Annotated in this window: 16 protein-coding genes; 13 read left to right on the top strand and 3 right to left on the bottom strand. The window is 39.9% G+C overall.

Annotated elements, in window-relative coordinates; all coding sequences use genetic code 11:
• Positions 1-31 precede the first annotated feature (31 nt).
• The 6 genes from yihI to C0T34_RS14280 all read left to right on the top strand — a co-directional run bounded on the left by yihI (position 32) and on the right by C0T34_RS14280 (position 6,107).
• Positions 32-529, top strand: coding sequence for a Der GTPase-activating protein YihI (yihI, locus tag C0T34_RS14305; protein WP_098941654.1), 498 nt, complete (start codon positions 32-34; stop codon positions 527-529).
• 224 nt (positions 530-753) lie between these two features.
• Entirely contained in the window at positions 754-2,199 is a 1,446-nt protein-coding gene (locus tag C0T34_RS14300) for a DUF4026 domain-containing protein (protein ID WP_109850364.1), read from the top strand.
• Between the two features lie 398 nt (positions 2,200-2,597).
• A complete protein-coding gene (feoA, locus tag C0T34_RS14295; protein WP_036914344.1) occupies positions 2,598-2,834 on the top strand; it encodes a ferrous iron transporter A in 237 nt (78 codons plus the stop codon).
• A gap of 48 nt (positions 2,835-2,882) precedes the next feature.
• Positions 2,883-5,210 carry a Fe(2+) transporter permease subunit FeoB gene (gene feoB, locus C0T34_RS14290; protein ID WP_109850363.1) on the top strand — a complete coding sequence of 776 codons (2,328 nt, stop codon included), beginning with the start codon at positions 2,883-2,885 and terminating at the stop codon, positions 5,208-5,210.
• Positions 5,211-5,229: 19 nt separating this feature from the next.
• The gene (locus tag C0T34_RS14285; RefSeq protein WP_109850362.1) at positions 5,230-5,460 is read left to right on the top strand and encodes a FeoC-like transcriptional regulator; all 231 of its coding nucleotides are present in this window, start codon (positions 5,230-5,232) and stop codon (positions 5,458-5,460) included.
• 185 nt (positions 5,461-5,645) lie between these two features.
• A complete protein-coding gene (locus tag C0T34_RS14280) occupies positions 5,646-6,107 on the top strand; it encodes an OsmC family protein (RefSeq protein ID WP_109850361.1) in 462 nt (153 codons plus the stop codon).
• Between the two features lie 51 nt (positions 6,108-6,158).
• On the opposite strand, the gene bioH is transcribed toward C0T34_RS14280, so the two are convergent.
• On the bottom strand, positions 6,159-6,932 hold the full coding sequence (gene bioH, locus C0T34_RS14275) for a pimeloyl-ACP methyl ester esterase BioH (protein WP_109850360.1): 774 nt from the start codon (positions 6,930-6,932) through the stop codon (positions 6,159-6,161).
• A gap of 37 nt (positions 6,933-6,969) precedes the next feature.
• Here bioH and gntX point away from each other — a divergent pair, with 37 nt between their 5' ends.
• The 6 genes from gntX to glpD all read left to right on the top strand — a co-directional run bounded on the left by gntX (position 6,970) and on the right by glpD (position 12,265).
• Positions 6,970-7,662: a DNA utilization protein GntX gene (gene gntX / locus C0T34_RS14270; RefSeq protein WP_098941649.1), complete on the top strand. Its 693-nt coding sequence runs from the start codon at positions 6,970-6,972 to the stop codon at positions 7,660-7,662.
• A gap of 60 nt (positions 7,663-7,722) precedes the next feature.
• Positions 7,723-8,301, top strand: a complete 579-nt coding sequence (gene nfuA, locus C0T34_RS14265; RefSeq protein WP_023583208.1) for a Fe-S biogenesis protein NfuA — start codon at positions 7,723-7,725, stop codon at positions 8,299-8,301.
• A gap of 179 nt (positions 8,302-8,480) precedes the next feature.
• Positions 8,481-8,807: a thiosulfate sulfurtransferase GlpE gene (glpE, locus tag C0T34_RS14260; protein ID WP_069369522.1), complete on the top strand. Its 327-nt coding sequence runs from the start codon at positions 8,481-8,483 to the stop codon at positions 8,805-8,807.
• Between the two features lie 19 nt (positions 8,808-8,826).
• Positions 8,827-9,666 carry a rhomboid family intramembrane serine protease GlpG gene (gene glpG / locus C0T34_RS14255; protein WP_098941648.1) on the top strand — a complete coding sequence of 280 codons (840 nt, stop codon included), beginning with the start codon at positions 8,827-8,829 and terminating at the stop codon, positions 9,664-9,666.
• Between the two features lie 38 nt (positions 9,667-9,704).
• Entirely contained in the window at positions 9,705-10,463 is a 759-nt protein-coding gene (locus C0T34_RS14250) for a DeoR/GlpR family transcriptional regulator (protein WP_006534541.1), read from the top strand.
• Between the two features lie 308 nt (positions 10,464-10,771).
• Complete coding sequence (glpD, locus tag C0T34_RS14245; protein WP_098941647.1) at positions 10,772-12,265, top strand: glycerol-3-phosphate dehydrogenase; 1,494 nt, start codon at positions 10,772-10,774, stop codon at positions 12,263-12,265.
• 116 nt (positions 12,266-12,381) lie between these two features.
• Here glpD and C0T34_RS14240 read toward each other — a convergent pair whose 3' ends face one another.
• Positions 12,382-12,741, bottom strand: a complete 360-nt coding sequence (locus tag C0T34_RS14240) for a DUF488 family protein (protein WP_098941646.1) — start codon at positions 12,739-12,741, stop codon at positions 12,382-12,384.
• A gap of 278 nt (positions 12,742-13,019) precedes the next feature.
• Between C0T34_RS14240 and metF the strand changes: the two genes are divergently transcribed.
• Positions 13,020-13,919 (top strand): methylenetetrahydrofolate reductase, encoded by a 900-nt coding sequence (gene metF / locus C0T34_RS14235; protein WP_098941645.1) that lies wholly within the window; start codon positions 13,020-13,022, stop codon positions 13,917-13,919.
• Between the two features lie 50 nt (positions 13,920-13,969).
• On the opposite strand, the gene C0T34_RS14230 is transcribed toward metF, so the two are convergent.
• Positions 13,970-14,560, bottom strand: a complete 591-nt coding sequence (locus C0T34_RS14230) for a DUF4291 domain-containing protein (RefSeq protein ID WP_098941644.1) — start codon at positions 14,558-14,560, stop codon at positions 13,970-13,972.
• Positions 14,561-14,803 lie beyond the last annotated feature (243 nt).

The following is a 14,803-nucleotide window of genomic DNA, read 5'->3' as shown; positions in this document are numbered from 1 at the left end:
CAACCAAGAAGATCACTATCGAGTTACCATTATGAATATGATTAAAAGAAAGCCCGCAGCTAAAGCACGTAAAAAATCGCGTGAAGAGCTGAACGCGGAAGGACGTGAACGTAAACGTCAAAAGAAACACCGTGGCAATCCTGCCGGTAACCGTCAGCAGGAAGCGGAAAATAAACAGCAAGCTCAAAATACAGCGCCGAAAGATCCACGCATTGGTAGCAAAAAACCGATCCCTCTGATTGTGGGCGATGCACCAAAAGTTGTGAAGAAAAAACCTGCGCCAGTTAAAGTAGAGCCGGTTCGTTTAACGCCTGAACAAGAATTAGACCTGTTAGAAAACGATGCTCGTTTAGATGAATTACTGTCTCGTCTTGAAAACGGTGAAAAACTCAATGCAGAAGAGCAGACTTATACTGAGAAAACCCTTGATCGTATTGACGAATTAATGGTTGAGCTAGGTATTGAGTTTGAAGATGATGACGATGAAGAAAAAACTGAAGACATCATGCAATTACTGAAAGGTAAATAATCAAAAGGCTAATCATTTGCCTTGATTACCTTACATCTAATGGATATCAATAAGTTATTGATATCCATTATTTTTTATAAGACGTTCGCTTTTTATTTTTCATTAATCCTCAACATTAACAATAGATTAATTAACCACCTCAAGCTCAGATAACTCCATCTATTCCTCCCTTGTTATCCCTGATATCCTATTTTTCTATCTTTAATATACGAGTGATAAAAAATATGGATAACAGACAGCAGTACTTAGATATCGCAGCCGGGCAAGGAGAAAAAGTGCCCTCTCGTATAGTGGCTTTCCCTGCACAGCCACTAAACTATGCGCTTATTGAACAACGCCTAGAAGAACAAACCGATTACACTGATGGTGAGATAAATTATCTAAGTGAAAATATTGATGACGGTTTTTTCTATCGCTGCCAGCATGGTGATGACGAGTTACATTTTTTCGTCTGTCTTTACCCTCGTGATGAAGATTACGAAATACGTCCAATGTATTCGACTGACGAACTCACACCACAACTACTGATACATGCGAATGCGACAACTCAAGATTTATTATTAGAAACACTCTTTACTGAATCCTTGCATCCTTTGGCAAGTTATCGCCATCAGCTGAACTTTCTCAATATCATCGCACCGGAAATAGTCTTGGCATTAGATGAATCAGCAGCAGGTAAGGCATTAACGCCTGAGTGGATCCGCTTTCAATTAGAGACCCCAGATCTCTATCCTGAAGTAGAAAGCTTATATGTTATTCATGCTGTCTATGACACAGAAAATGACCCACCAACCATGTTCTGGTTTCACACTCATGGGTTAGCGCGCTGTGGCTTAACCGAAGTCGATTTAGTTATTCCAAGTATGCTTGAGTCTTACTATGGTATTCCTGATCTCTTCCGCTGCTTTGTTAACAACAGCATTAATCATCGCCAAATCGAATTTGGTGAACCGATGCTTTGTGGTCAAACATCATCAGGCTTGGAGTATCTTGTCGCATTACCTTTTGAAGAAGGTATTCGCCATGTTAATCAATCAACACCACTTGAAAACCTTAGATCTTTAGAGGAAATGCGTTATGACACGGAAGGCGCACCAAATGGTATTTTCTTGGGTGATTTAGCTGATCGTGATGAATATCATCAACATCCTTCTTCTATGCTATTTAGAACCAATGAAGAAAACCCTGTTTTAGAAACCTTCTTTAGAGGTTATGAAGAACAACAAGCGATGATGCTACTGCGCAGTAATGAAGAAACCTACGAGATGTCTGAAAAAGCCAAGCGACGCTGGGAATACTTCGTTTCTATGTTTGATAACTACAATCAACCACCTGTTGAGAAAAAGAGTGGTTTCCTTTCTAAGTTATTAGGAAAAGACAAATCTGAAGAGACCGAAAACCCTTGGCAGTTTATGATCAAGTTCGGCATTCCTTATGGTGAAGGGGAAGAAAAAGAGCTAGAGCATATGTGGTTTGTGCCACAATCTCGTGATGGAGATACCATTTATGCGAAATTACTCAACGTGCCATTTTATGTTGAGGATATGCAAGAAGGTGAAACCTATCCTATCAACACCGCACTAATAACTGATTGGGTCGTTTCATACGAAGATGATAGTTATACCCCTAATAATATTTACCAACTTTTTAGCCACCAGCAAACTCACTAATTAGCGGGTATTTCACCATGACAACGCGAGCTTTTTACTTAAGCTCGCGTCCTTCATATTCTTGAAATCTACTTTTATATTATTACTCGTTAACATCATTAACTGATTGTTATTTTGTTGCTACGTTGACATTTCAACTCTTCACATTCTGTTTTTGTCTAGTAACAGATACGGTAAACAGCCCATTTTCATCTCAATATCTTTTCTCTGGTTGATTTAAATCAAGTGTAGATAAGCGTAGACTAGGCTAAATTATACCCAATAAGGATAATTATAATTCTCATTAGCATTAAAAATATTTATTATAATTACCCTGACTATTATTGTGTGAATTCTCATACGTGTTAATAATTATCAGTATCATTATTTTTTGTATCAATATTCGTGGAAGGACGATTATGTCTCTGATCCCAAATCACAGTTATAAAATCTTGAGCTACTCACCTCAGATTAGCCCTGCATACAGACAGAAACTATTATCTTTAGGTATGTTACCTGGCGCTGTGTTTAACGTTATTCGTATCGCACCACTGGGTGATCCTATTCAAATAGAAACGCACCGAGTGTCCTTAATTTTGAGAAAAAAAGATCTCGCACTCATTAATCTTAGCGAAGTGGTTCATAACGAAAAATAATCGTTATTTCTCATTCAACCAGGCAAGACAACTATTGGCATCACTATTATGACTCCTCTCACTATAGGCCTTATCGGTAATCCCAATGCCGGTAAAACAACACTCTTTAATCAGTTAACAGGCTCTCGTCAGCGTGTGGGTAACTGGGCAGGTGTAACGGTCGAACGCAAAGTTGGTCGTTTCACAACTGCAAATCATAAAATTGAGCTCGTCGATTTACCCGGGACTTACTCTTTAACGACAATTTCAGAACAGACATCTCTTGATGAGCAAATTGCCTGCCATTTCATTTTAAGTAATGAAGCAGACATGCTGATTAACGTGGTTGATGCATCAAATCTTGAGCGTAACCTCTATTTGACATTGCAACTACTTGAGCTTGGCATTCCATGTATTGTGGCATTAAACATGCTCGATATTGCAGAACACCAAGATATGCAAATTGATATCAACGCACTTTCAGAGCAACTGGGTTGCCCTGTTATTCCGATGATTTCAACCAAAGCATCTGGTATTGATAAACTCAAAGAAGCCATTGATACCTTCCCTGCTGAAAAGAAAAAACCACAAGAATTACTGACTTCTTATCCACTATGGTTATTGAATGAAGTTGAAACACTTGCTGAAAAAATTAATCATGATGAGTTTAATTTACAGCAACGTCGTTGGATGGCATTACAGTGTTTAGAAGGGGATATCTATACCCATCAACGCGCTCAAGTCACCAGTGAAGATATCAAAGCCATTCGTCAACGAATTCAAGACGAACATAATAATGAGCCAGAATTAGTCATTGCTGATGCCCGTTATCAAAATATTGAGCGCATCTGTCATGCTGTGATTAATATGGAGTCCATTAAGCCCAATATCCTGACACAAAATATCGATAAAGTGATATTAAACCGTTGGTTAGGCGTGCCTATCTTCCTATTTGTCATGTATTTAATGTTCGTACTCGCAATTAACATCGGTGGTGCATTACAACCTGCTTTTGAAGGTGGCTCTGAAGCTATCTTTATTCATGGTATTCAATGGATTGGCGCAACTTTTAACTTCCCTGAATGGCTGACAATTTTCCTTGCTCAAGGTGTCGGTGGTGGTATCAATACGGTTCTTCCATTAGTGCCACAAATCGGGATGATGTATCTCTTTTTATCTATCCTTGAAGACTCGGGTTATATGGCTCGTGCCGCGTTTGTTATGGATAGATTGATGCAGGCTCTGGGTTTACCGGGCAAATCATTCGTACCACTGATTGTCGGTTTTGGTTGTAACGTACCTTCTATTATGGGTGCGCGTACTCTCGATGCACCAAGAGAACGATTGATCACCGTATTAATGGCACCGTTTATGTCTTGTGGTGCTCGTTTAGCTATCTTCGCGGTATTTGCGGCAGCCTTCTTTGGTAAAAACGGTGCGAGTGTTGTTTTCTCACTTTATCTTCTCGGTATTGTGGTTGCTATCTTCACAGGCTTACTGCTAAAACACACCATTATGCGCGGTGAAGCGTCACCTTTCGTGATGGAACTGCCTGTTTATCACGTTCCTCACCTAAAAACGTTACTCATGCAAACATGGCAACGTCTAAAAGGTTTCGTTGTACGAGCTGGTAAAGTCATCATTATTGCGAGTATGTTTATTGGTGCGCTAAATAGCTTTACCTTCTCTGGTAAACCTGCGGATAACATCAATGATTCTGCATTAGCGTCTGTCAGTAAAGTGATCACACCATTACTACAACCTATTGGTGTTCACAATGATAACTGGCAAGCAACGGTTGGTTTAGTTACTGGTGCGATGGCAAAAGAAGTGGTTGTGGGAACATTAAATACCCTCTATACCGCAGAAAGCATCGTTAATGAGCCATTTGATCCTGAAGAATTCGACCTATGGGGAGAAATTGGTGATGCCTTTGGTGAAACATGGGATAGCTTAAAAGAGACCTTCACTTTAGCTGCACTTTCTAACCCAATTGAAGCTAGCAAAGGTGATGGTGAAATGGATACTGGCACAATGGGAACCATGGGTGCTAAATTTGGCTCAGGCATTGCAGCTTATAGCTACTTAATCTTTGTTTTACTGTATGTACCTTGTGTTTCAGTAATGGGTGCTATCGCTCGTGAAACCAGTCGTGGCTGGATGACCTTCTCTATTCTTTGGGGATTAAATATTGCTTACTCACTGGCTGCGCTGTTCTATCAAACCGCAACCTTTAGCGAGCATCCACAAAGCAGTACAATCACCATTGCTACGGTTGTGATATTTAACTTTGTTCTATTTATCTTGTTGCGTAATGCTCGTAATCGTCTAACAATTAACTTAAGCAATAAGCCATCATTGGCTAAACAATGTTGTTCAAAAGGTAGCTGTCACTAAGTGACAAAGGAAAAGTAAGATGGCCAGTTTGATAGAAGTACGTGATTGTATCGCCCTTAATGGTCGAGCCGATGCCCGTCTTATCAGCCATCAACTCAATATGCCTGAAGCGTTGGTGCAAGCAATGTTAGAGCGGCTCACATTGATGGGGAAGCTTCAAGAAGTCGATGTCGAGGATTGTCTTACGGGTAGCTGTAAAAGTTGCCCAGAAGCCACCGCCTGCCAGACAAAGCTTTATCAAATAGTCTAACAAGTTGATAAATACCATCATGAAAATCCCTTACTTTATGTAGGGGATTTTTTTATCTAATGCGCAAGATGAATCATTTTCATCTTCCTATTTAATGATTTACTTTCCTAACTATCACGGCATAATCCATTAACTATAGACGTAAAGACGTCTATTTAATTTCACTTTATAAGAATATAAAAATTATGCCAATAACTGAATTTTCATCAACGATCACCACAGGCGAGCAAGGCAAATTACAAATGCAATGCGCGTCGCGCCAATTTCAATTTTTACTTGATGAACCTGTATCACTGGGAGGTAAAGACAGTGCAATGAACCCTGTGGAAGCCCTATTAGGTACGTTAGGTGCTTGTAAAGGTATCGTGGCAAAAAGCTTTGCACATATGCACCAAATTAATCTTAAAAATATTCGCATTGAAGTCAGAGGCGAATTAGATACCGATGGTTTTACCGGAAAAAATAAAGAAGCCAAAATTGGTTTTAGCAAAATTACGACCGAGTTCTTTATTGAAGCAGATAATAGTGAGGAAGAGATCGCTGCATTTATCGCTTTTATTGAACGCACTTGCCCTGTTGCCGACACAATAAAAAATGCACCACTCCTTGAAACATCTTATCGTGTTGAAACTTCATTGAAAATATAAGGTTAGAACTGCTCAGAACTAACTTCAAGTCTGAGCAGTTCTGGCTGATAATTATAATGTTATTTTACAAGCCTCAATTAACGTTTGAGTAAATTCATCTGGATGTGAAATAAATGGCGCATGAGCCGCATTACGGAAAATAACAGAAGGTGAATGTGGATAAATAGCATCTAATAATCCAGCCACTTTCCGAGGAACTAAACCATCTAAATAGCCGTAAAAACGAATAAAAGGACAACTCAACGTTTTTAACTCTTCTCGTAAATCCTCAGTACGCAAAATTTCTAGTCCACCATTAAGTACTTCGACAGAAGGCAGTGGTTGCTCTAATACTACTGACTTTAATGCCTTCATATCTTCACGCGCACTTTGCGTACCCAATGTTTGTAGTGCTAAAAAACGTTCAACTGTGCGATGAAAATTCTCGTTTAACTGCTGCTCAAACCCTTTTAACACTTCAGGTTTGATACCCGGCCAATCCTCATGAGCACCAAAACAAGGCGAAGAAGCCACCGTAATCAATGCTTGCACATTATTAGGATTATCTAATACAACACGGCTGGCGACTAATCCACCTAAAGACCATCCTAACCAAATGGCATTATCGGGGGCTTTGGCAAAAACAATGTCCGCCATCTCTTTTAATGTGAGAACAGGAAAACTTTGGCTACGGCCATATCCTGGGAGATCAACAAGATGCAGTGTAAAATGCGAGCTTAGTCGCGGTATTAATGATTGCCAGACCTTTGCATTCAATCCCCATCCGTGTAATAGCACAAGATGCGTTTTTCCTTCACCCATTGTCTGCCAATACAATTTATTCATTGTTATGCTCTCTTCTCTTAGTACAGGGATTTTCATTATGTGGATAACAATAGCAGGATATTGTTGGTTATGTCGCCAACCCTTACATTATGATACTAAGGGTATTTGTTCGAGTTGTATTCGACATTTACCTAAACAACATAACCGTTGCCCATGCTGTTTATACCCCTCATCTCACTCTATGATGCTATGTGGACGTTGCTTGCAATCGCCTCCATTATGGAAACAGATGTTGACAGTCACTGACTATCAACCGCCATTAAATAAATTATTACACCTTTATAAATACCAACCTCGCCCTCAAATAGCTTTATGTCTTGCACGACTTTTTCTATTGCGATGGCTTTCACATCGGCGAGAAAATTTAGTGCAGAAACCTGACAGAATTATTAGCGTTCCTTCGCATCATCATCGCCGTTGGTCTAGAGGCTTTGAACAAGTAGAAGCTATCGCTAAGCCTTTGGCAAGGTGGCTAAATTGTGCTTATCAACCGGATACCCTGATAAGAACTCGTGCTACACTGGTGCAAACGCATCTTAATGCCAAACAAAGGCAACAAAATTTAAAGAATGCATTTGTATTAAATAACACAGTGTCGGTATCAGGGAAAAATCTGGCACTAATTGATGATGTTATCACTACAGGCGCGACATTAAAGAGCATTGTACCCTTGTTATTTCGTGCGGGAGCACGCTCTGTTGAGGTATGGGCGATTTGCCGAACCTTGTAGTTAACCGCCAATTGGGCGTATGATAACCAACCAGAACAGTCAACTATTGAGCAAGACGATATGATTATTATTACTGATGCCGCACAGGCGCATTTTGCCAAACTACTGGCTAACCAAGAACCCAACACCCAAATTCGTGTATTCGTTATCAATCCAGGCACACCGAATGCTGAATGTGGCGTTTCATACTGCCCACCTGATGCCGTAGAGCCAAACGATACTGAAATTAAGTTCGAAAAACTTTCTGCGTATGTTGATGACATCAGCGCACCTTTCTTAGAAGATGCGGAAATTGACTTTGTCACTGACCAACTGGGCTCACAATTAACGCTGAAAGCACCTAACGCAAAAATGCGTAAAGTCGATGCTGATGCACCGTTAATTGAACGCGTTGAATACGTACTGCAATCACAAATTAATCCACAATTAGCCGGTCATGGTGGTCGCGTTAGTCTGATGGAAATCACTGAAGATGGTTACGCTATCTTACAATTTGGTGGTGGCTGTAACGGCTGTTCAATGATTGATGTCACCTTAAAAGATGGTATCGAAAAAGAGCTGTTAAACCTGTTCCCAGATGAATTGAAAGGTGTGAAAGATTTAACTGAACACCAACGTGGCGAACACTCCTACTACTGATCCCTCAGTATCACATCCCCTATGATACTCACCTGTACTGATATCATGGGGGATTTGTTTATTAAAATAATCATTTACAAAGTATAACGTCATCTTTACCTATTTGACGTTATGATAAATGTATCGTTCTCTCGCTCAGAACAAATAAATCAATTAACAATATAATAAATAAGACAATTATGGATAAGTTTCAATTTCTCAGCATTGAACAAGCCTATCAATTCTGGACATCTCAATCAGCAATCTTAGTTGATGTTAGAGATCCTCAGAGTTACCGCATTGGTCATGCTACCGGCGCATTTCATCTCACCAATGATACGCTAAACCAATTTTTACAAGATGCTGACTTCGATGTTCCTGTGATGGTGATGTGTTATCACGGTCATAGCAGCCAAGGTGCAGCTCAATATCTGGTCAATATGGGCTTTGAAACCGTTTATAGTATCAACGGGGGTTTCGAAGCATGGCTAAGAGAGTTTCCACAAGCGATAACTTCTCTGCAATAACTACAGATGAGTTTTGTTAATGATCCACATTATTACGCTTTCTAACCCTCAAGTAGCTGATTTGTTTGTCAATTATATGACAACGAAAGGTGTACGAATTCACGCAAAAAATGAAAATCAGCAGATCTCACTTTGGTTAGAAGACCAACATCAGCTGGATATGGTTGAAAAAGAACTAAATACTTTTTTACGTGAGCCTTTTCACCCACGTTACCAAGCTGCAAGTTGGCAAACCGGAGATCCGAAAAACACGGGTATAAAATATCGCCCTACCTTTTCGATAAAAAATATGGTGCAACATTCAGGCCCATTAACGGTGCTGGTGGTCATTTTATGTGTCCTTATTTTTATTTGGCAACAAGTCGTAGGCGATTATAACGTTATGCTCCATTTGGCATGGCCTTATAAAGAGAGCCTGAACTTTGAAGTTTGGCGCTATATCACCCCTGCGTTTGTTCACTTCTCACTGATGCACATCGCCTTTAACCTTGCGATGTGGTGGTATCTCGCAAGTCAAACAGAGCAACGATTAGGTACGGGTAAATTATTTGTCATCATGCTCGTTTCTGCGCTCTTTAGTAATTGGGCACAATCACTGTTTACAGACTCTAATTTTGGTGGGCTTTCCGGTGTTGTTTACGCATTAATTGGCTATGTAGGCTTAACGGGAATACGTAATCCAGAGAAGGGTATTGGTGCTCCAACGGGCTTAATCGGCTTTTCGATTTTGTGGATTGTTGCGGGTTATATGGGCGTTTTAGGTGACTCTATCGGAAATACTGCACATTTTGCAGGCTTCCTTATCGGCTTATTGATGGCTTTGTGGGATAATCGACATCAATTATCTCGTAGATCATAATAAAATTAACATGATATTTTTAACATTAGGGGATACCTGTGAAGCAAACGCAACGACATGATGCCATCATTGAACTGGTACGCCTACAAGGCTATGTCAGCACTGAAGAATTGGTGGAGCATTTTGAAGTCAGCCCACAGACAATCCGACGTGATTTAAACGAATTAGCGGAAAAGAACAAAATCCAACGTCATCACGGTGGTGCTGCATTACCTTCAAGCTCAGTGAATACGGCTTATCATGATCGTAAAATCATGTGGTCTGATGAAAAATCACGTATCGCACAACGAGTCGCAAGCTTAATTCCTGATGGTGCAACACTGTTCATTGATATCGGTACAACACCTGAAGCCGTTGCACATGCTTTAATTAACCACAAAAACCTACGTATCGTGACCAACAATCTCAATGTGGCAACGTTACTGATGGGCAAAGAAGACTTTCGCTTAATTCTTGCGGGTGGTGAAGTGCGTACACGAGATGGTGGTATTGTCGGTGAAGCCACACTTGATTTTATCTCTCAATTCCGTCTTGATTACGGCATTTTAGGGATAAGTGGCATCGATATGGATGGTTCTCTACTTGAGTTTGATTACCATGAAGTTCGAACTAAACGCGCAATTATCGAAAACTCACGCTGTGTAATGTTGGTGACTGACCATTCTAAGTTTGGCCGTAATGCAATGGTGAATTTAGGCAATATGAATTTGATCGACTACTTATTTACCGATCAAGAACCACCAGCAGGGATCCAAAAAATTGTTGAGCAACACAACGTTCAACTCGAATTATGTTAATTGAATAAATTCCTCAAAAAGTACCTTCTTAGGTACTTTTTTTTGCCTATCTTCTACTGAAATTAAGTTAACTCACTCTATTTACTCTCTTTTCTGATATACCGACTTTCTTTTTTATTAATATATTAACAATGTTGTTTATTTTTAATAAACCCACAAAATATATGGATATGATAATAAATTGTTATCCATATCACGCGGTTATGTTTTTTATCAGTTATATAGTTGGCATTTTCATCAAACTTCATTACAATTATGAGCGAAAACGAACATTAAAGAATTGTTTCGCGCATTCGTAGGAGGATGTTATGAAAACTCAAGACTTGATTGTCATCGGCGGCGGAATAAACGGCGCTGGAATTGCGGCGGATGCAGCTGGCCGAGGCCTTTCAGTACTTATGCTGGAAGCTCAAGACTTAGCAAGTGCGACATCTTCCGCGAGCTCTAAACTTATTCATGGTGGCTTACGTTATCTAGAACATTATGAGTTTCGCTTAGTAAGCGAAGCACTGGCGGAGCGTGAAGTATTATTACGCTTAGCGCCACATATTGCATTTCCAATGCGCTTTCGCCTGCCACATCAGCCACACTTACGCCCAGCTTGGATGATCCGTATTGGTCTATTCCTTTATGATCATTTAGGAAAACGTGTCAGCCTACCGAGTAGTAAAGGTATTAAATTCGGTGCAAACTCTGTTTTAAAACCGGAATTAACACGTGGCTTTGAATACTCAGACTGCTGGGTTGATGATGCACGTTTAGTGGTGCTCAACGCACAAGAAATTGTTCGTCGTGGTGGTGAAGTACGTACTCGCACTAAAGTCACTCGCGCTTGGCGTGAAAATAATTTATGGATGGTAGAAGCACAAGATTTACGCACGGGTGAAACATCGCTCTATCAATCAAAAGCACTTGTCAATGCCGCGGGCCCTTGGGTTAAAACGCTGTTTGATGAAGGCTTAAAACTGAAATCACCTTATGGCATCCGCTTAATTAAAGGTAGCCATATTGTTATTCCTCGCGCTCATAACGAACCACAAGCTTATATTTTACAAAACGAAGATAACCGTATTGTTTTCGTTATTCCTTGGATGGATGAGTTCTCTATCATCGGTACTACGGATGTTGAATATAAAGGTGATCCTAAAGATGTCGCGATTGATGACAACGAAGTTCAGTACTTACTAAAAGTCTATAACGATCACTTTAAGAAGCAGTTAACGAAAGAAGATGTGGTTTGGAATTACTCTGGCGTGCGCCCATTATGTGACGATGAATCAGATTCTCCACAAGCGATCACCCGTGATTACACCTTAGATGTTCACGATGATAATGGCCAAACACCACTGTTATCTGTATTTGGTGGTAAATTAACGACTTATCGCAAATTAGGTGAACACGCTGTTGATAAACTCGTGAGCTACTTCCCTAACATGGGTAAACCGTGGACTAAAAATGGTCAATTACCGGGTGGTAATTTAGAAGGTTGTGATCGTGATGGTTATTCTCGTTTAATTCGTCAACGTCACCCTTGGTTACCAGAAGCACTGGCACTGCGTTTTGCCCGTACTTACGGTAGCAACACTGAATTACTGCTTGAAGGTATTACTGATTTAGCAGGTATGGGTGAAAACTTCGGTCATAATCTGTATGAAGCAGAATTACGTTATTTAGTGAAACATGAGTGGGTTATCGAAGTTGATGATGCCATTTGGCGTCGTACCAAACTCGGCATGTGGCTAAATGACGAACAAAAACAACGTATTAGTCAATGGTTAGCGGCAAATACACACACAGCATAAGAGTAGTAAAAATATTCTCTGACTCTGTTCGATGTTTTTATTAGCAATTTTTGTGGCGCCTAATACTGCGCCACTTTTTTTTGCTTTTTTTACCAAAACGCTCAAATTGTTCATTATTAACCGTGTGCTAACTGTTTTTCTAGAAAAGCTTTTAACACGGTTGCATTATTTTGTTGCTCATCTTTACCTGAATAAAGTAATACTAGCGGTCGCTCTTTTGCTATTACAAGAAGAGGTCGCCAATGTTCAGGAGCGCCTGTCAATTCTTCAATATAACGTTGGGTAAATTCAGTAAAATCACCGCCACCAGCATGAAACCATTTTCGTAACTCGGTCGAAGGTGCAACCTCTTTATTCCACTCATCATAATGAAAGTCTGTTTTTTTCACGCCTCTTGGCCACAGTCTATCCACTAATACACGATAACCTTCATGAATTCCCTCTTTATCGTTATACACTCGCTTACAGGTGATCATTTCACCTCCCTTCAATAAGTTAATTCGTTTAATTGTAGAAGAAAAATTATACAGCTTATGCATGGTGAAGCTGATTTTCTTTATAAAGAAGATTTCAACATGAAGTTTTCTCTCATTTCTATTGAATTATCCTCATCAAAAACAGGGTGAATAGTTGTTGACTAAATAACCTAATTAAGAGAATCTACATCTAGACGTCTAAATGGTTGGATGGGTAAATAAGTAGTGATACTTAAATAAGAATAACAACACAGTGACATGATTGATGAGGTACAGGTATGAGCTTTTATCACGCAAGCCAACATGAAGCATTAAATCAAAATCTTGCCGAACTTGATGGTCAGATCCAAGTTTCCTTTGAGTTTTTCCCGCCTCGTACCGAAGAGATGGAAAATACTCTTTGGCAATCTCTTGCGCGCTTAAATACCTTAAAACCGAGCTTTGTTTCTGTGACTTATGGTGCAAACTCAGGCGAGCGAGATAGAACGCACTCGATTATCAAAGGAATTAAAGAGCGCACAGGATTAGAAGCTGCACCGCATTTAACTTGCGTTGATGCTAGCCGTGAAGAGCTACAACATATCGCGCAAGATTATTGGCAAAGTGGCATCCGCCATATTGTTGCCTTACGAGGCGATTTGCCAGACAATACTCAAAAACCTGATATGTACGCTACAGATTTAGTTCACTTACTCAAAGGGGTGGGTGATTTTGATATCTCTGTTGCGGCTTATCCTGAAGTGCATCCTGAAGCAAAAAGCGCACAAGCCGATTTAATTAACTTAAAAAGAAAAGTAGATGCGGGAGCAAATCGCGCGATCACTCAATTTTTCTTTGATGTCGAAAGCTATTTACGTTTTCGTGACCGCTGTGTTTCAACGGGTATTGATGTTGAGATTGTTCCAGGAATTTTACCTGTCACGAATTTTAAACAACTAAAACGCTTTGCGGGTTTAACCAATGTGAAAATTCCAGGTTGGATGCATAAAATGTTTGATGGGTTAGATAACGATCCTGAAACCCGTAGTCTGGTAGGCGCTTCGATTGCTATTGATATGGTGAAGATTTTAAGCCGTGAAGGAGTCAAAGACTTCCATTTTTATACACTTAATCGTTCAGAATTAACCTATGCTATTTGCCATACGCTAGGTGTTCGTCCTGAACTTGTGCAAGCCTGATCCAATCTTACAATTACCCCGCCAATTAAGCGGGGTGACATCTTGATGAATTACTCACCAAAGTGATACGGTTTTTCTACTGGTAATAGGCTGTATGCGGTATCGAGATCACCATTAGCAATACAAGCATCAATTTTACGTACCTTATCGGTAATATCCGTAATATTCACAATCCACTCTTTGCAATATTTTTCAACTGCTTGATCTCGCAAACCAATTTGGATAGTACGATAACTGAGTCGATTCAAATAAATATCACGTTCAGGATCCCACTGAATGCGGATATTACTGTTTTCTGACGCTTCTTTCCAAGCTTCAGCAGTAGTATAGCGGTCTGGATCAAAATGACTCACAACACCTTGTGTCAGCATCTCTTGAAAGCCTTCATGCGTAATATCAACCGCAAGAATAGAAGCTTGATTAGCGTCTTTACGTCCCCAACCAGAACGGTACATCATCCAAAGAAAGGAAGGTTTTACCCAAGTCATACGGGTCATACTAAAAGGGGGCGAAACAAATGTTCCGTTTGCGACTGCGCTCTGAGCAATAGTATTTGAATAGGCTTGATAAACACGAACAAAATCATTCGTATAATATGCCCTTACTTCACACTCAGGACATCGGTCAACATCATCGTTCATCTTTCTTTAATATCCTTTTATATTAATAAAATGGAACTATCCGCTTAAATTATGAGCCTCTGATTGCAGATAATCAAGAGCCCCTATTTTTGTTAAAACGAGATAAGTAGAGTAGCGCGCATTTATAAAAGTAAAAAAAAGAATAACAATAAAACGAGCAGACAAATGTTCCTATTGTGTTTTATTTATACAGTGATGAGTCAATTAATCCTGCTAATCTACTCACAAAGTGAGGCGAATAAG

The organism is Proteus sp. CA142267, assembly GCF_003336825.1.
Lineage (GTDB): Bacteria > Pseudomonadota > Gammaproteobacteria > Enterobacterales > Enterobacteriaceae > Proteus > Proteus terrae.
This window is presented reverse-complemented; position numbering and strand designations above follow the sequence as displayed.